This is a genomic window from Cellulomonas hominis, assembly GCF_014201095.1.
GTDB lineage: Bacteria > Actinomycetota > Actinomycetes > Actinomycetales > Cellulomonadaceae > Cellulomonas > Cellulomonas hominis.
Map to the genome: position 1 here is coordinate 2,596,702 of NZ_JACHDN010000001.1, position 17,826 is coordinate 2,614,527.

General features: G+C 73.4%; 12 protein-coding genes. All 12 read left to right on the plus strand.

The features are described 5' to 3' along the window. The first annotated feature begins 484 nt into the window (after positions 1-484). The 12 genes from HNR08_RS22745 to HNR08_RS12245 all read left to right on the plus strand — a co-directional run bounded on the left by HNR08_RS22745 (position 485) and on the right by HNR08_RS12245 (position 17,744). The gene (locus HNR08_RS22745) at positions 485-1,933 is read left to right on the plus strand and encodes a M15 family metallopeptidase (RefSeq protein WP_146839790.1); all 1,449 of its coding nucleotides are present in this window, start codon (positions 485-487) and stop codon (positions 1,931-1,933) included. A 94-nt stretch (positions 1,934-2,027) separates the two neighbouring features. Then, positions 2,028-2,465 carry an OsmC family protein gene (locus HNR08_RS12195; RefSeq protein WP_146839788.1) on the plus strand — a complete coding sequence of 146 codons (438 nt, stop codon included), beginning with the start codon at positions 2,028-2,030 and terminating at the stop codon, positions 2,463-2,465. A gap of 56 nt (positions 2,466-2,521) precedes the next feature. Next, positions 2,522-2,797: a type II toxin-antitoxin system Phd/YefM family antitoxin gene (locus tag HNR08_RS12200; protein WP_168432249.1), complete on the plus strand. Its 276-nt coding sequence runs from the start codon at positions 2,522-2,524 to the stop codon at positions 2,795-2,797. Then, the gene (locus tag HNR08_RS12205) at positions 2,794-3,069 is read left to right on the plus strand and encodes a type II toxin-antitoxin system RelE family toxin (protein WP_146840778.1); all 276 of its coding nucleotides are present in this window, start codon (positions 2,794-2,796) and stop codon (positions 3,067-3,069) included. The genes HNR08_RS12200 and HNR08_RS12205 overlap by 4 nt, the downstream gene beginning before the upstream one ends. 54 nt (positions 3,070-3,123) lie before the next feature. Next, positions 3,124-3,390 (plus strand): FeoA family protein, encoded by a 267-nt coding sequence (locus HNR08_RS12210; RefSeq protein WP_146840777.1) that lies wholly within the window; start codon positions 3,124-3,126, stop codon positions 3,388-3,390. Continuing rightward, positions 3,387-5,327, plus strand: a complete 1,941-nt coding sequence (gene feoB, locus HNR08_RS12215) for a ferrous iron transport protein B (RefSeq protein WP_146840776.1) — start codon at positions 3,387-3,389, stop codon at positions 5,325-5,327. Before HNR08_RS12210 ends, feoB begins: the two co-directional genes overlap by 4 nt. Continuing rightward, the gene (locus HNR08_RS12220) at positions 5,324-5,563 is read left to right on the plus strand and encodes a hypothetical protein (protein WP_146840775.1); all 240 of its coding nucleotides are present in this window, start codon (positions 5,324-5,326) and stop codon (positions 5,561-5,563) included. The genes feoB and HNR08_RS12220 overlap by 4 nt, the downstream gene beginning before the upstream one ends. A 113-nt stretch (positions 5,564-5,676) precedes the next feature. Next, entirely contained in the window at positions 5,677-8,613 is a 2,937-nt protein-coding gene (locus HNR08_RS12225) for an FAD-binding and (Fe-S)-binding domain-containing protein (RefSeq protein WP_146840774.1), read from the plus strand. A gap of 311 nt (positions 8,614-8,924) precedes the next feature. Beyond that, the gene (gene rplJ, locus HNR08_RS12230; protein WP_146840773.1) at positions 8,925-9,455 is read left to right on the plus strand and encodes a 50S ribosomal protein L10; all 531 of its coding nucleotides are present in this window, start codon (positions 8,925-8,927) and stop codon (positions 9,453-9,455) included. 81 nt (positions 9,456-9,536) lie between these two features. Then, positions 9,537-9,932 carry a 50S ribosomal protein L7/L12 gene (gene rplL, locus HNR08_RS12235; RefSeq protein ID WP_146840772.1) on the plus strand — a complete coding sequence of 132 codons (396 nt, stop codon included), beginning with the start codon at positions 9,537-9,539 and terminating at the stop codon, positions 9,930-9,932. A 320-nt stretch (positions 9,933-10,252) separates the two neighbouring features. Next, positions 10,253-13,759 (plus strand): DNA-directed RNA polymerase subunit beta, encoded by a 3,507-nt coding sequence (gene rpoB / locus HNR08_RS12240; RefSeq protein ID WP_168431148.1) that lies wholly within the window; start codon positions 10,253-10,255, stop codon positions 13,757-13,759. Between the two features lie 115 nt (positions 13,760-13,874). Beyond that, on the plus strand, positions 13,875-17,744 hold the full coding sequence (locus HNR08_RS12245) for a DNA-directed RNA polymerase subunit beta' (RefSeq protein ID WP_168431147.1): 3,870 nt from the start codon (positions 13,875-13,877) through the stop codon (positions 17,742-17,744). The last annotated feature ends 82 nt before the right edge of the window (positions 17,745-17,826 follow it).

A 17,826-nucleotide genomic window follows, 5' to 3' on the forward strand; every position in this document is an offset into this window, starting at 1 on the left:
GTGACCGGGCTCACCGTACAAACTTCCGGGCGATTCGTCACGGTTTCGCCACAGATTGCCCGCTCAGCCCCCGCACAGGTCCGGCAGAATCGGTGATCTGGGCCACATCCGGCACGCCGACGGCGTCGCCCGGACGGGGTTCCGCGTGTGCGCATCCGGTGAAGATCGCGCACCCCGATCGTCACGGCATCTTCGCGTTCTCGTCGCGGCCCTCCCCAACGGCCCCGAGGTCCGGTGCCTAACCTCGACGACCGTGAGTGACAGCATGCCCGCCGCGCGGCGCACGTCTCGCGGGCGGCATGCCGCAGCCCCGCGCGGTGTCGCGGGCCCGACCGCCCCTGAGGCAGGCACGCCCACCCGTCCCGGACGGGAGGTGGGCGCCGCCGCGCCCGCCGGCCGGACCGACGCCGCGACCGTCGCCCGCGCGACGGCCCCGCCCGCGTCGACCCCGACGATCCCGACCGAAGGTGCAGCACGCAGCCCCGTGACGTCCCCCACCACCCCCTCCGCCAGCACGCCCGCCACCTCCACCGCCGCCGAGGCCACCCGCCGCGGCCGCCGGGCCGCCGCCGCGACCCCGGCCGCCGCGACCCCGGCCGCCGGCACCCCTGCCGCGCCGCGCGAGTCCGCCGCCGCGGGCCGCCGGGCCGCCGCCCCGGGTGGCCGCCGCGCCGCGACCGCCGCGCACCGCGGTGCGCACCGCGCCGACGGCCGGGCCACCCTGCGCACCCCCGCGCGCGGGGTCCCCGCCGTCGCCACCCTCGCGACCGCCGACGCGCCCCTGAACCGCGCCGAGCGCCGCCGCACCCGCCCGCCGCGCCGGTCGGCCACCCGCGTGGCCCAGGGCGCGGTCGCCCTCGGCCTGGCCCTCGGCGTCGGCGGCTTCGCGCTGACCCCCGCCGGGGCGCAGCGCGGCGCCGTCGGCGCCGCGACCTCCGACGAGACCCCCGAGGCTGCCGCAGGTGACCGGTCGGCCACCCTCGCGCCCGAGGTCGTCCAGGAGCGCTCCGCCGCCGTCGTCCTCGCGAGCACCACGGCGCAGCAGGCCGACACCGCCAAGGCCGACGCGCAGGCGTCCGCGGTCCCGGCGGACGCGATGACGGAGCTCAGCACCGCGGTCGCCGAGCTGGACACCCTCATCGCCGCCACCCAGGCGCAGCAGCCGGCGATCGCCGCGCTCGAGCCGGACGCCGCGCTGTCGCCGGTGCTGTCCGGCGAGGCACTCGCGAGCGCGGTCGCCGCAGCCGGCGCCACCGCGCAGGCCGACGCCGCCGCCGCGGCCGGTGCCACCACGGCCTCCGACGAGCTCAGCCTCGAGGCCGCGCCCACCGCCGCGCCGAGCGCCGGCGCGACGCCGGCCACCGAGGACGGGTCGGTCGACGACCCCGCGACGGTCCGGCTGACCGCCGCCGTCGAGCGTGTCGCCACGCTGACCGCCGAGCTGCAGGTCGTCACCCAGCAGACGCAGGAGGTCGCGGCGGCCCGCGCCGCCGCCGAGGCCGCCGCCCGCAAGGAGGCCCAGCGGACGTCGCTGGACGCCTACGCGAACGGCAAGATCCCCGCGTCCGCGCTCTGCGAGCTCGGGTTCGCGCCCGGTCAGCAGCTCCGCTGCGACGCGGCCGAGGCCCTGGAGCAGCTGAACGCCGGGTTCGCCGCGGCGTTCGGGACGAATCTCGTGATCACCGACTCCTACCGGTCCTACAGCCAGCAGGTCGCCTGCCGCCAGCAGAAGGGCAGCCTGTGCGCGACGCCGGGCACGTCCAACCACGGGACCGGCACCGCCGTCGACCTCGGCGGGAACGCCTACACCTTCGGCACCGACCAGCACGACTGGATGCTCGCGCACGCCGAGGAGTACGGCTGGACGCTGCCGGACTGGGCGCGGGCCAACGGCTCGAAGCCCGAGCCGTGGCACTGGGAGTACGTGGGCTGATCCCGCCCACGGGGGTGCGGCGCCCCGCGGGCCGACCTACCGTGGTCGCGGCGGCCGCCCGGCCGTCGAGCCCGCACCCGTGAGGAGCCCCGACATGCCCACACGCACCGCACGCACCGCCTGGAACGGCACGCTGAACGAGGGCGGCGGGCAGGTGGAGCTCAGCAGCTCGAAGGTCGGCACGTACGACGTGTCGTTCCCGAAGCGCGCGGCCGACGAGGCCGGCGGCACCACCAGCCCCGAGGAGCTGGTCGCTGCGGCGCACTCGTCCTGCTACGCGATGCAGCTCTCGGCCCTGATCGGCGAGGCCGGCGGCACGCCCGAGGCGCTCGAGGTCACCGCCGACGTCACGCTCAGCCCCGACCCGGCGGGCGGCTTCCGGATCAGCCGCATCGCGCTGACGGTCCGCGGCGAGGTGTCCGGCCTGGACGAGGCCGGGTTCCAGCAGGCCGCGCAGGACGCGAAGGCCACCTGCCCCGTGAGCAAGGCGCTCACCGGCACGGAGATCACGCTGGACGCCGCGCTGGACTGAGCGCGTGGTCCGAAATCAGACTAGTGCTGGACCACAAGTCGGCCTAGAATCGCGACATGAGGACCGTGGCCCTGAGTGAGGCGAAGGCGCATCTGTCCGCCCTGGTGGACGAGGCGGCGACCACGCACGAGATCATCCAGATCACGCGGCACGGGCACGGCGCCGCCGTCATCATGTCGGCGGACGACCTCGACTCCCTGCACGAGACCCTGGCGTGGCTGTCGCAGCCCGGCGTCCGCGAGGACGTCGAAGGTGCCCGCGCCGCCGCCGCGGAGGGTCGCACGGCGTCCGGCGCGGACCTGCGCGCGCGGTACGGCCTCCCGCCGCTGTGACCCGGGAGCAGCCGGGGTGGGCGGTCCAGGTCGCGCCGAGCGCGGTGCGATCCCTGGACCGCCTGCCGCCGCGCGTCGCCGGCGCGGTGGTCGAGTTCGTGACGGCGACGCTGCCCGGGGACCCCATCCGCATGTCCAAGCCTCTGCGGTACGAGCTCGAGGGGCTTCGCTCGGCGCGTCGGGGGGACTACCGGGTCCTGTTCGCTCTCGACCCGGACACGCACGTCCTGCTCGTGGTGCGGATCGCCCACCGGGCCGACGCCTACCGATGAGCGGGGACCTGGGTCCCATGAGGAGAGGCTTGCCTCACCAATAGCGTCGGCACCATGGACCTCGCGCACTGGCCGCCCGGCACCGACGCCCGGGTGCTCGCCGTCGACATGCCGGACGCCGCCCGGTTCCGCGCCGGCGAGCTCGGGCTGCGCCCCGGCGCGGTCCTGCGGGTCACGCACCGGGCTGCGTTCGGTGGCCGGGTGGTGGCGATCGGCGCCGAGCGGTTCGCCGTGGACGCCGCGACGTGCGCGCGGATCGAGCTGGGCGCGGCCGACGCGTCCGGGGCGACCGGGGCGACCCCGCCCGGCGGTGCCGCGTGAGCTGCCACGAGCCCGCCCCCGCGGCGGTCGCGCTCGACACCCGCACGCCGACGGTCGTGCTCGTCGGCAACCCGAACGTCGGCAAGTCGACGCTGTTCAACGCGCTGACCGGGGCGCGGCAGAAGGTCGTCAACGCGCCCGGCACCACCGTGGAGCTCCAGGTGGGGACGTGGCGCCTGCCGGCCGACGGCCCCGACCGCCCGCGCGTCCGGCTCGTCGACCTGCCCGGGACCTACAGCCTGCTGGCCCGGTCGCCCGACGAGCGGGTCACCGCGGACGCCGTCGCAGGCCGGGGGAGCGTCGGCGCGCCGGACCTCGCCGTCGTGCTGGTCGACGCCACCGCGCTGGGCCGGTCGCTGTACCTGCTGGCGCAGGCCGCCCGGTCGGGTGCCGCGGTCGTGGTCGCGGTGACCATGTCCGACGTGGCCGCCGCGCGCGGCGTCCGGGTGGACGCGGCGCGGATGGCCGAGGTGCTCGGCGTGCCCGTGGTCGCGGTGGACCCGCGCGCGGGCCGCGGGCTGACCGGGCTGGCCGACGCGGTCGCGGGGGCGCTCGCCGACGGCGGGGCGCCCGCGGTGCGCGGGCTGGCCGCGGTCGACGGTGGCGCGGACCTCGAGGACGCCGCCGCGCTGTTCGACTGGGCCGAGGGCGTGCAGCGCGCGCTCGCCGCCGACGACGCCCCGCCGGCCGCGCCCGTCCGGACGCTCTCGGACCGGGTGGACCGCCTGCTGCTCGACCCGTGGTGCGGCATCCCGGTGTTCCTCGTCGTCATGTGGGCGATGTTCCAGCTCGCGACCACGGTCGCCGGCCCGCTGATCGACGGCGTCGACGGGCTGGTCAACGGCACGCTGGCCGACTGGCTGCGCGGCTGGCTCCCCGGGCCCGCCTGGGTCGAGGGCCTGCTCGTCGACGGCGTCCTCGCGGGCGTCGGCACGGTGCTGTCGTTCGCCCCGCTCATGGCCCTGGTGTTCCTCGCGCTCGCGCTGCTGGAGGACTCCGGCTACCTGGCCCGCGCCGCGTTCGTCGCCGACCGCGCGATGCGCGCCATCGGGCTGGACGGCCGCGCGATGCTGCCGCTGGTGGTGGGCTTCGGCTGCAACCTGCCGGCGCTGTCCGCGACGCGCGCGCTGCCGGACGCCCGCAGCCGGCTGCTCACCGGCCTGCTCGTGCCGTACACGTCGTGCCCGGCGCGGCTCACCGTCTACATCCTCATCGCGGGGGTGTTCTTCCCGGACAGCGCGGGCACGGCGATCTTCGCGATGTACGTCGCGAGCATCGCGCTGGTCGTTCTCGGCGGCCTGGCCCTGCGCCGGACGCTGTTCCGGGACCTGCGCCGCGAGCCGCTGGTGCTCGCCCTGCCCGCCTACCAGCGGCCGCGGGTCCGGGCGCTGCTGCTGTCGGCGTGGTCGCGGGTCGCGTCGTTCGTGACGAAGGCCGGGCGGATCATCGTCGCCACCCTGACCGTGGTCTGGCTCCTCATGGCGGTTCCGGTCACCGGCGAGCACACCGTCGGCGACGTCCCGGTGGGCGACAGCCTGTACGGCCGCACGGCGGAGGCGATCGCCCCGGTGTTCGCGCCCGCGGGGTTCGACGACTGGCACATGTCCGCGGCGCTCGCGACGGGCTTCGTCGCCAAGGAGGTCGTGGTCGGGTCGTTCGCGCAGTCGTACGCCGTCGAGGAGCCCGAGGACCCCGCGCACGCCGGCGACCTGGGCGCCCGGATCCGCGCGACGTTCGAGCGGACGTCCGGCGGGCACGCGGCCGCGGCGGCGGTGGCGTTCATGGTGTTCGTGCTGGCCTACACGCCGTGCCTGGCGACCGTCGGCGAGCAGCGGCGGCTGTACGGCTGGCGCTGGACGGCGGGCGCGGTCGGCGTGCAGCTCGCGGTGGCGTGGGTGCTCGCGGTCGCGGTGTTCCAGGTCGGCCGGCTGCTGTGAGCGTCCTCGACGCGGTGCTGGCGGAGGTGCGCACGGGCGCGCGCCCGCACGCCGCGGCGGCGCGGCTCGGCATCGACCCGGGGCTCGCCGAGGCCGCGGTGGACCACTGGGTGCGCCTCGGCGTGGTCACGCCGGCCGAGGCGCTGGAGCTCGGCTGCTCGGGCTGCGGCACGGGGGAGCGGACCGCGCCGGCGTGCGGCGGCTGCCCCTTCGCGGGCGGGCCCGCCCGGCGCTGACCCGGCGCTGACCCCGCGCCGGTCCGGCGCCGCCGCCCCGCCCGCCCCGCCCGCCCCGCCCGCGTGGTGGACGTCCCGCGACCCGCCGCGGGGGCGGTGGAACACTGAGGCGCGTGCCGACCGCCACGTCCCCCGCCCCGGACGCCGCCCCCGACGCCTCCCGGGCCGCCGACGCCGCCGAGCTCGTCCGCGCCCTGCGCGCCGCCGTCGCGGGCGGGGTGGACGACTCGTCCCGCCGCCGCGCCGAGTACGCGACCGACGCGTCGAACTACCGCGTGGTCCCGTCCGTGGTCGTGTTCCCGCGCGACGTGGACGACGCGCTCGCGGCCCTCGAGGTCGCGCGCGGCCTGGGCGCCCCCGTCACGTCCCGCGGCGGCGGCACCTCCGTGGCCGGCAACGCCGTGGGCACCGGCGTCGTCCTCGACTGGTCGCGGCACGTCAACCGGGTGCTCGACGTGGACCCCGGCACGGCTACCGCCCGCGTCGAGCCCGGCGTCGTCATGGCGATGCTCCAGAAGGAGGCCGCGCCGCACGGCCTGCGCTTCGGCCCGGACCCGTCGACCCAGGCGCGGGCCACGCTCGGCGGGATGATCGGCAACAACGCCTGCGGGCCCCGCGCCGTGGCGTACGGGCGGACCGCCGACAACGTGCTCGAGCTCGACGTGGTCGACGGCCGCGGGCGCCGGTTCACCGCCGGCCGCGGCCTGGACCCGGTCCCGGGCCTGGACGCGCTGGTCCGCTCGGAGATGGACCTGCTGCGCACCGAGCTCGGCCGGTTCGGCCGCCAGGTGTCCGGCTACTCCCTGGAGCACCTGCTGCCCGAGAAGGGCGCCGACCTCGCCAAGGCCCTGGTCGGCACGGAGGGCACGGTCGTCACCCTGCTCGGCGCGACCGTCCGGCTGGTGCCCGTGTCGGCCGCGCCCGTGCTCGTCGTCCTCGGCTACCCCGACATGGCGACCGCCGCCGACGCCGTCCCCGCGCTGCTCGCGCACCGGCCGCTGGCCATCGAGGGCATGGACGCGCGCCTGGTCGACGTCGTCCGGCGGGTCAAGGGCGCCGCCGCCGTGCCGCCGCTGCCCGAGGGCGCCGGCTGGATGATGGTCGAGGTCGGCGGCGACACCCTGGACGAGGCGATGGACCGGGCGCGCGCGCTCGCGGCCGACGCCGGCACCCGCGCCGTCGGCGTCTTCCCGCCCGGGCCCGAGGCCGCCGCGATGTGGCGGATCCGCGAGGACGGCGCCGGGCTCGGCGGCCGCACCCCGTCCGGCGAGCAGGCGTGGCCCGGCTTCGAGGACTCCGCGGTCCCGCCGGAGCGGCTCGGCGGGTACCTGCGGGAGCTCGAGGCGCTCATGGCGTCGCACGGCGTGGACGGCCTGGCCTACGGGCACTTCGGGGACGGGTGCGTGCACCTGCGGCTCGACGTGCCGATGGAGCGGTCCGGCGACCCGCTGCGCGCGTTCATGACCGACGCCGCCCACCTGGTCGCCCAGCACGGCGGCTCGCTGTCGGGGGAGCACGGCGACGGCCGGGCCCGGTCCGAGCTGCTGCCGGTCATGTACTCGTCGCGCGCCATCGCGGCGTTCGAGGCGTTCAAGGACCTGCTCGACCCCGACGACCTGCTGAACCCGGGCGTGCTCGTCCGGCCGCGCCCGCTCGACGCGGACCTGCGCCGCCCGCACGCCCGCCCGATCCCGGCCGGCCACGGCGGGTTCGCGTACGAGCACGACCACGGCGACTTCACCACGGCGGTGCACCGCTGCGTCGGCGTCGGCAAGTGCCGGGCGGACTCGAGCGCCGCGGGCGGGTTCATGTGCCCCTCGTACCTGGCGACGCGCGACGAGAAGGACTCCACCCGCGGCCGCGCCCGCGTCCTGCAGGAGATGGCCAACGGCACGCTGGTGTCCCGCGGCTGGTCCTCGCCCGAGGTGCACGAGGTCCTCGACCTGTGCCTGTCCTGCAAGGCCTGCTCGTCCGACTGCCCCGCCGGCGTCGACATGGCGCAGTACAAGGCCGAGGTGCTGCACCGCACGTACCGCGGCCGCCTGCGCCCGGTCAACCACTACGCGCTCGGCTGGCTGCCGCGCTGGACCCGCCTGGTCACCGGCGTGCCCGGCCTGGCGCGGCTCGCGAACGCGGTGCTCGGGGTGCGGCCGCTCGCGCGGCTCGTGCTGCGCGCCGGCGGCATGGACACCCGCCGCACGATGGTCGACTTCGCGCCGAAGCCGTTCCGGTCCCGCGTGCGCCGCGGCGAGGTGGACGTCCGCCGCGGGGGAGCGCCCGCGACCGGCGCCGACCTGGCCGTCACCGCCACGTCCGGGCGCCCGCCCGTGCTGCTGTGGACCGACTCGTTCAGCGACGCGCTCGCCCCCTCGGTCCCCGTCGCGGCCGTCCGGGTGCTGCGCGCCGCCGGGTACGAGGTCCTCGTCCCCGACCACGACGCGTGCTGCGGCCTCACGTGGATCTCCACCGGCCAGCTCGACGGCGCCCGCAAGCGGCTGACCCACCTGCTCGAGGTCCTGGGGCCGTACGCGGTGAACGGCGTCCCGATCGTCGGCCTCGAGCCGTCCTGCACCGCCGTGCTCCGCTCCGACCTGCTCGACCTGCTGCCCGGCGATCCGCGCGCCGTCGCCGTCGCCCGCGCCACCCGGACGCTCGCCGAGCTGCTCACCGCGCCGGCGCCCGTCGGGCCGGGGGACCGGTGGCAGCTGCCGGACCTGTCCGACGTCACCGCCGTCGTGCAGCCGCACTGCCACCACCACGCCGTCATGACGTACACCGCGGACCGGACGCTGCTGCGCGACGCCGGGGCGACGTTCTCGACGCTCGCCGGCTGCTGCGGGCTCGCGGGGAACTTCGGCATGGAGGCGGGCCACTACGACGTGTCGGTGCAGGTGGCGGAGCACGCGCTGCTCCCGGCCCTCCGGGAGGCGGCGCCCGGCGACGTGTACCTGGCCGACGGGTACTCGTGCCGCACGCAGGCCGACCAGCTCGCCGGCGTCCAGGGCGTGCACCTCGCGGAGCTCCTGGCCGCGCACCTCCCGCACCCCTGATCTCGGCGACGCGGTCCTGTCCCGGCGTGCGGGCGCGAGGCCGCGGAGGTGCGGATTTGGGGGAGGCCCGCGCGTGCCGTACTCTGGTCGCTGCCCAAGACCGCAGGTCGTCGGCTCCCGTGCTCGTCCCGCTTCCGTGGGGCGCGTCCGGAGGCCGCCCGAAGTCCCGCTCCGGCGGAGGCCCGCGCAGGCGAGGATTCGATGGTCGTGCGCGTGAGCGTGCGGGATGCGAGCCCCGGCCTGCGCCGGGGCTCTTCTCGTGTGCGGGGTCGAGGACGACGCCCGGCGGCACCACCATCGGAAGGATTGCCATGGCGAGGCCGGACAAGGCAGCCGCCGTCGCGGAGATCGTGGACCTGTTCCGCGAGTCCAACGCGGCCGTGCTGACCGAGTACCGCGGGCTCACCGTCAAGCAGCTCAAGACGCTGCGACGGTCGCTCGGCGGCAACGCGAACTACGCCGTGGTGAAGAACACGCTGACCGCGATCGCGGCCAAGGAAGCCGGTATCGAGGGGATCTCCGACGCGCTCAAGGGCCCGTCCGCGATCGCCTTCGTCACCGGGGACCCGGTCGAGGCCGCCAAGGGTCTGCGTGACTTCGCCAAGGCGAACCCCGCACTGGTCATCAAGGGCGGTGTCCTCGACGGGCGCGCCCTGACCGCTGCGGAGGTCACCAAGCTCGCGGACCTCGAGTCCCGCGAGGTCCTGCTGGCCAAGGCTGCCGGCGCGATGAAGGCCAAGCTGTTCCAGGCGGCTTACCTGTTCACCGCTCCCGCGTCCCAGGCCGTGCGCACCGTCGAGGCTCTCCGCGTCAAGCAGGAGACCGCCGACACCGCTGCCTGAGCCACCAGGGCTTTCGGCGCTCACACCCTTCCTCGCCGGTCGACGTGACCGGTGAGGACCCGAACGGAAGGAACCGCCATCATGGCGAAGCTCACCACCGACGAGCTCATCGAGCAGTTCAAGGGCCTCACCCTCATCGAGCTCTCCGAGTTCGTGAAGGCGTTCGAGGACGTCTTCGAGGTCACCGCGGCCGCCCCGGCCGCCGTGGCCGTCGCCGCCCCGGCCGCCGGCGGTGCCGGTGCCGACGCCGCCGCCGAGGAGGAGAAGGACGAGTTCGACGTCATCCTCGAGGCCGCCGGCGACAAGAAGATCCAGGTCATCAAGGAGGTGCGCGGCCTGACCTCTCTCGGTCTGAAGGAGGCCAAGGACCTCGTGGACGGCGCGCCGAAGCCGGTCCTGGAGAACGTCAACAAGGAGACCGCGGACAAGGCCAAGGCCGCCCTCGAGGGCGCCGGCGCCACCGTCACCCTCAAGTGACCCGCGCCCGGGTCGCGGTCCGCCGCTGACCCGGACCTCTCGCACGAGGCCCGTCCTGCACCCGCGGGGCGGGCCTCGTCGTGTACGGCGGTCGTGTGCGGCGCCGGGAGTGCGGCGTGACGCAGGCCCCATACCACGGCAGGTGGACATGGCGCCAGGCTTGTACTACGCTAGCGCTTTGCGCTGGCCTGTGCCCGCGATCCCGTATAACCCGCGCCCACCAGGCATCGTAGTACGCGATGCCCTGGGGGCCCGAGGCCGGGGGATCGCGAACCGCCGGGCACGGCGCAGGGAACTCGATCTGCTGGGAAGGACCCCTCTTGGCTGCCTCGCGCACCTCCTCCGCAACGTCCGAAGCCATCGCGAACCGTACGATCTCCCGCCGCGTCTCCTTCGCCCGGATCGACGAGCCCCTCGAGGTCCCCGACCTCCTCGGGCTCCAGACGGAGAGCTTCGACTGGCTGCTCGGCAACGAGAAGTGGCAGGCCCGGGTCGCCGCCGCTCTCGAGGCCGGCCGGCAGGACGTCCCGGAGACCGCTGGACTGGAGGAGATCTTCGAGGAGATCTCCCCCATCGAGGACTTCGGCGGCACCATGTCGCTGTCGTTCCGCGAGCACCGTTTCGAGCCGCCGAAGTACACGGCCGACGAGTGCAAGGAGAAGGACTTCACCTACGCCGCGCCGCTGTTCGTGACCGCGGAGTTCGTGAACTACACCACCGGTGAGATCAAGAGCCAGACGGTCTTCATGGGCGACTTCCCGCTCATGAGCGACCGCGGCACGTTCATCATCAACGGCACCGAGCGCGTCGTCGTGTCGCAGCTCGTCCGCTCCCCGGGCGTGTACTTCGAGCGCACCCCGGACAAGACGTCGGACAAGGACGTCTTCACGGTCAAGGTCATCCCGAGCCGCGGTGCCTGGCTGGAGTTCGAGATCGACAAGCGCGACAACGTCGGCGTCCGCGTCGACCGCAAGCGCAAGCAGAACGCCACGGTGCTGCTCAAGGCCCTCGGCATGACCGAGTCGGAGATCCGCGAGGAGTTCGCGCAGTTCCCCGCCGTCATCGACACCCTGGAGAAGGACCACGTCCAGACCCAGGACGAGGCGCTGCTCGACCTGTACCGCAAGATCCGCCCGGGCGAGCCGCCGACCGTCGAGGCCGGCCGCGCGCTGATCGAGAACTTCTACTTCAACCCCAAGCGCTACGACCTGGCGAAGGTCGGCCGCTACAAGCTGAACAAGAAGCTCGGCATCGACGTGCCGCTCGCGGACTCGGTGCTGTCGAAGGACGACATCGTCGCCGCGATCAAGTACGTGGCCGCGCTGCACGCCGACGTGTCGACCCTGCCGGGCCGCCGCGGCGGCGAGGCGATCGAGGTCCGCGTCGAGACCGACGACATCGACCACTTCGGCAACCGCCGCATCCGCGCCGTGGGCGAGCTCATCCAGAACCAGGTCCGCACGGGCCTGTCCCGGATGGAGCGCGTCGTGCGCGAGCGCATGACGACCCAGGACGTCGAGGCGATCACGCCGCAGACCCTGATCAACATCCGCCCGGTGGTGGCGTCGATCAAGGAGTTCTTCGGCACCTCCCAGCTCAGCCAGTTCATGGACCAGAACAACCCGCTCGCCGGCCTGACGCACAAGCGTCGCCTGTCCGCGCTGGGCCCGGGTGGTCTGTCCCGCGACCGCGCCGGCATGGAGGTCCGTGACGTCCACCCGTCGCACTACGGCCGCATGTGCCCGATCGAGACCCCCGAGGGTCCGAACATCGGTCTGATCGGCTCGCTCGCGACGTTCGGCCGGATCAACCCGTTCGGCTTCGTCGAGACCCCGTACCGGAAGGTCGAGAACGGCCGCGTCACGGACGAGGTGCACTACCTCACCGCCGACGACGAGGACCGCTACGTCATCGCCCAGGCCAACGCGGCCGTGCGCGAGGACGGCCGGTTCGCCGAGGACACCGTCCTGGTCCGCGTCAAGGGTGGCGACACCGAGGACGTCCCGGCCGAGGTCGTCGACTACGTCGACGTCTCCCCGCGCCAGATGGTGTCGGTCGGTACCGCGCTCATCCCGTTCCTCGAGCACGACGACGCGAACCGCGCGCTCATGGGCGCGAACATGCAGCGCCAGGCCGTGCCGCTGGTCCGCTCCGAGGCGCCGCTGGTCGGCACCGGCATGGAGTGGCGCGCGGCGGTCGACGCGGGCGACGTGATCGTCGCGTCGAAGGCCGGCGTGGTCACCGAGGTGTCGGCGGACCTCATCACGGTCGCGAACGACGACGCCACCACGACGACCTACCGCGTGGCGAAGTTCCGCCGCTCGAACCAGGGCACGTCCTACAACCAGCGCGTCCTGGTCGACCAGGGCCAGCGGGTCGAGGTCGGCTCGGTGCTCGCGGACGGCCCGGCGACGGACGAGGGCGAGCTCGCGCTCGGCCGCAACCTGCTCGTCGCGTTCATGTCGTGGGAGGGCCACAACTACGAGGACGCGATCATCCTGTCGCAGCGCCTCGTGCAGGACGACGTCCTGTCCTCGATCCACATCGAGGAGCACGAGGTCGACGCCCGCGACACCAAGCTCGGCCCGGAGGAGATCACGCGGGACATCCCGAACGTCTCCGAGGACGTGCTGGCGGACCTGGACGAGCGCGGCATCATCCGCATCGGCGCCGAGGTCTCCGCGGGCGACGTGCTGGTCGGCAAGGTCACCCCGAAGGGCGAGACCGAGCTGACCCCGGAGGAGCGCCTGCTGCGCGCGATCTTCGGCGAGAAGGCCCGCGAGGTCCGCGACACGTCCCTCAAGGTCCCGCACGGCGAGTCCGGCACGGTCATCGAGGTGCGCACGTTCAACCGCGAGGACGGCGACGAGCTGCCCGCCGGCGTGAACGAGCTCGTCCGGGTGTACATCGCCCAGCGCCGCAAGATCACGGACGGCGACAAGCTCGCCGGCCGGCACGGCAACAAGGGCGTCATCTCGAAGATCCTGCCCGTCGAGGACATGCCGTTCCTCGCGGACGGCACCCCGGTGGACATCGTCCTCAACCCGATGGGTGTCCCCGGCCGCATGAACGTCGGCCAGGTGCTGGAGGTCCACCTCGGGTGGGTCGCCAAGCAGGGCTGGGACGTGCAGCTGGCCGAGGGCGACCTGTCCTGGGTCGACGAGGTGCCGGAGGTCGCGAAGTCGTCGACCCCGGGCATGCCGGTCGCCACGCCGGTGTTCGACGGCGTTCCGGAGGAGACCCTCACCGGTCTGCTCGGCTCGACGCTGCCGAACCGCGACGGCGAGCGCATGGTCGGCACCGACGGCAAGGCCCGCCTCTTCGACGGCCGCTCCGGCGAGCCGTTCCCGGAGGCCGTGGCCGTCGGCTACATGTACATCCTCAAGCTGCACCACCTCGTGGACGACAAGATCCACGCCCGGTCGACCGGCCCGTACTCGATGATCACGCAGCAGCCGCTGGGTGGTAAGGCGCAGTTCGGCGGCCAGCGCTTCGGCGAGATGGAGGTGTGGGCCCTCGAGGCGTACGGCGCGGCCTACACGCTGCAGGAGCTCCTGACCATCAAGTCGGACGACATCCCGGGCCGCGTGAAGGTGTACGAGGCCATCGTCAAGGGGGAGAACATCCCCGACTCGGGCATCCCGGAGTCCTTCAAGGTCCTCCTCAAGGAGATGCAGTCGCTCTGCCTGAACGTCGAGGTGCTGTCGTCCGACGGCGTCTCGATCGACATGCGCGAGAACGACGACGAGGTGTACCGCGCCGCGGAGGAGCTGGGCATCGACCTGTCCCGGCGCCCGAACGCCGCGAGCTCCATCGACGAGATCTGACGCCGAGCGTCCGCCGGCCCCCCGGGGCCGGCGGGCCGCCCGCACCCCCTTGCACCATTCCGTCCGCCGGACCGCGACAACCGCGGCGCCCGGCAAGCGAAGGAAGTAGGACCCCTTGCTCGACGTCAACGTCTTCGACGAGCTGCGCATCGGCCTGGCCACGGCCGACGACATCCGTGCCTGGTCGCACGGTGAGGTGAAGAAGCCCGAGACCATCAACTACCGGACCCTGAAGCCGGAGAAGGACGGGCTCTTCTGCGAGAAGATCTTCGGTCCCACCCGGGACTGGGAGTGCTACTGCGGCAAGTACAAGCGCGTGCGCTTCAAGGGCATCATCTGCGAGCGCTGCGGCGTCGAGGTGACCCGCTCGAAGGTCCGCCGTGAGCGGATGGGCCACATCGAGCTCGCCGCGCCCGTCACGCACATCTGGTTCTTCAAGGGCGTGCCCTCGCGCCTCGGCTACCTGCTGGACCTGGCGCCGAAGGACCTGGAGAAGGTCATCTACTTCGCGGCCTACATGATCACGTGGGTCGACGAGGAGGGCCGGCACGAGGACCTCCCGAACCTCCAGAACGAGATCGACCTGGAGCGCAAGGAGATCGCGGACCGCCGCGACAACGACATCAACACCCGCGCCCAGAAGCTCGAGGCCGACCTGGCCGAGCTCGAGGCCGAGGGTGCGAAGGCCGACGCGCGCCGCAAGGTCCGCGACTCCGCCGACCGCGAGATGGCGCAGATCCGCAAGCGCGCCGACGCGGAGATCGACCGCCTCGACACCATCTGGGACCGGTTCAAGAACCTCAAGGTCGCCGACCTCGAGGGTGACGAGCTGCTGTACCGCCAGCTCCAGGACCGCTACGGCAACTACTTCGAGGGCTCGATGGGCGCCTCGGCGATCCAGAAGCGCCTCGAGGCGTTCGACCTGGACGCCGAGGCCGAGAACCTGCGCGAGATCATCCGCACCGGCAAGGGCCAGCGGAAGACCCGCGCGCTCAAGCGCCTCAAGGTCGTCAACGCGTTCCTCACCACGACGAACTCGCCGACGGGCATGGTCCTGGACGCCGTCCCGGTCATCCCGCCGGACCTGCGCCCGATGGTGCAGCTGGACGGTGGCCGCTTCGCGACCTCCGACCTGAACGACCTGTACCGCCGCGTCATCAACCGGAACAACCGCCTCAAGCGGCTCCTGGACCTGGGCGCGCCGGAGATCATCGTCAACAACGAGAAGCGGATGCTCCAGGAGGCCGTGGACTCGCTGTTCGACAACGGCCGCCGCGGCCGCCCGGTCACGGGCCCCGGCAACCGCCCGCTGAAGTCGATCTCCGACATGCTCAAGGGCAAGCAGGGCCGGTTCCGCCAGAACCTGCTCGGCAAGCGCGTCGACTACTCCGGCCGTTCGGTCATCGTCGTCGGCCCGCAGCTCAAGCTGCACCAGTGCGGCCTGCCCAAGCAGATGGCGCTCGAGCTGTTCAAGCCGTTCGTGATGAAGCGCCTGGTCGACCTGAACCACGCGCAGAACATCAAGTCGGCCAAGCGCATGGTCGAGCGCGCCCGCCCGGTCGTGTGGGACGTGCTCGAGGAGGTCATCACCGAGCACCCGGTGCTGCTGAACCGTGCGCCCACGCTGCACCGTCTGGGCATCCAGGCGTTCGAGCCGCAGCTCGTCGAGGGCAAGGCGATCCACCTGCACCCGCTCGTCTGCGGCGCGTTCAACGCCGACTTCGACGGCGACCAGATGGCCGTCCACCTGCCCCTGAGCGCGGAGGCGCAGGCCGAGGCCCGCATCCTCATGCTCTCGAGCAACAACATCCTCAAGCCGTCCGACGGCCGCCCGGTGACCATGCCCTCGCAGGACATGATCATCGGCCTGTTCCACCTGACCTCCGACAAGGAGGACGCGGTGGGCGCGGGCCGCGCGTTCAGCTCGGTCGCCGAGGCGATCATGGCGTTCGACCAGGGCTCGCTGGACCTCAACGCGGTCGTCAAGATCCGCATGGAGGGCCTGGTGTTCGGCCCCGGCCAGGAGCCCGAGGGCTTCTCGCCGGACGCGCCGTTCCTGTTCGAGACCTCGCTCGGCCGCGCGCTGTTCAACGAGCTGCTGCCGGTCGACTACCCGTACGAGAACGGCGTGGTCGACAAGAAGCGGCTGTCCGTGATCGTCAACGACCTCGCGGAGCGGTACCCGAAGGTCGAGGTCGCGGCCTCGCTCGACGCCCTGAAGGAGGCCGGCTTCCGCTGGGCCACCCGCTCGGGCGTGACGATCTCCATCTCGGACGTCGCGGCGCCGACGGCCAAGGCGGAGATCCTCGCGGAGCACGAGGCGCGCGCGACGAAGGTGCAGGGCCAGTACGACAAGGGCCTCATCACCGACGACGAGCGTCGCCAGGAGCTCATCGAGATCTGGACGCAGGCCACCGACAAGGTCGCCAAGGCCATGCAGGAGAACTTCTCCGCCCGGAACACCGTGTTCCGCATGGTCGGCTCGGGCGCGCGTGGCAACTGGATGCAGGTCCGTCAGATCGCCGGCATGCGCGGCCTCGTGGCGAACCCGAAGGGCGAGATCATCCCCCGCCCGATCAAGTCCAACTACCGCGAGGGCCTGTCGGTCCTGGAGTACTTCATCGCGACGCACGGCGCCCGCAAGGGTCTGGCGGACACCGCGCTGCGGACCGCCGACTCGGGCTACCTGACCCGTCGTCTGGTGGACGTCTCCCAGGACGTCATCGTCCGCGAGGAGGACTGCGGGACCGAGCGCGGCCTGACGATGCCGATCGGCATCGCGGGCGCCGACGGCACCCTGCGCCGCCACGACAAGGTCGAGACCTCCGTGTACTCGCGGACCCTGGCCACCGACGTCGAGATCGACGGCGAGGTCATCGGGAACGCGGGCGACGACGTCGGCGACGTGCTGCTGGACCGCCTCCTGGCAGCCGGCGTGCAGGAGCTGAAGGTCCGCTCGGTCCTCACCTGCGAGTCCCGCGTGGGCACCTGCGCGAAGTGCTACGGCCGCTCGCTGGCCACCGGCAAGCTCGTGGACATCGGCGAGGCCGTCGGCATCATCGCGGCCCAGTCGATCGGCGAGCCCGGCACCCAGCTGACGATGCGCACCTTCCACACCGGTGGTGTCGCGTCGGCGGAGGACATCACGCAGGGTCTGCCGCGTGTCCAGGAGCTCTTCGAGGCCCGCACCCCCAAGGGTGAGAGCCCGATCGCGGAGTTCTCCGGCCGCATCACGATCGACGAGGCCGACCGGACGCGCCGCATCGTGCTCACGCCGGACGACGGCTCCGAGGAGATCGCCTACCCGATCACCAAGCGCTCGCGCCTGCTGGTCGGCGACGGGGACCACGTCGAGGTCGGCACGCAGCTCGTCCAGGGCGCGGTGGACCCGAAGAAGGTCCTGCGCATCCTCGGCCCGCGCGCCACGCAGAAGCACCTGGTGGACGAGGTCCAGGAGGTCTACAACTCCCAGGGCGTGGACATCCACGACAAGCACATCGAGGTCATCGTGCGGCAGATGCTGCGGCGCGTGACCGTGCTCGACTCGGGTGACACGGGCCTGCTGCCGGGCGAGCTGGCCGAGCGCGGCCGGTTCGAGGACGCGAACCGCCGGGCGGTCGCCGAGGGCGGTCAGCCGGCCTCGGGTCGTCCGGAGCTGATGGGCATCACGAAGGCGTCGCTCGCGACGGACTCGTGGCTGTCGGCGGCGTCCTTCCAGGAGACGACCCGCGTCCTCACCGAGGCCGCGATGTCGGGCCGGTCCGACCCGCTGCTGGGCCTGAAGGAGAACGTCATCCTCGGCAAGCTGATCCCCGCCGGTACGGGCCTGCCCCGCTACCACGAGGTGTCGGTGGAGCCCACCGAGGAGGCGAAGGCCGAGCTGTACCCGTCCTTCGGCTACGACGAGATCGACTTCCCCGCCCTGGGCCTCGGCTCGGGCGAGGCGATCCCGCTCGAGGACATCGACTTCGGCGACTACCGCTGAGGTCGGTACCGACAGCAGCTGCTGAGGTGACGTTCCGAGGGGGTCGGGCCGCGCGCGTCGCGGACCGGCCCCCTCGGGCGTT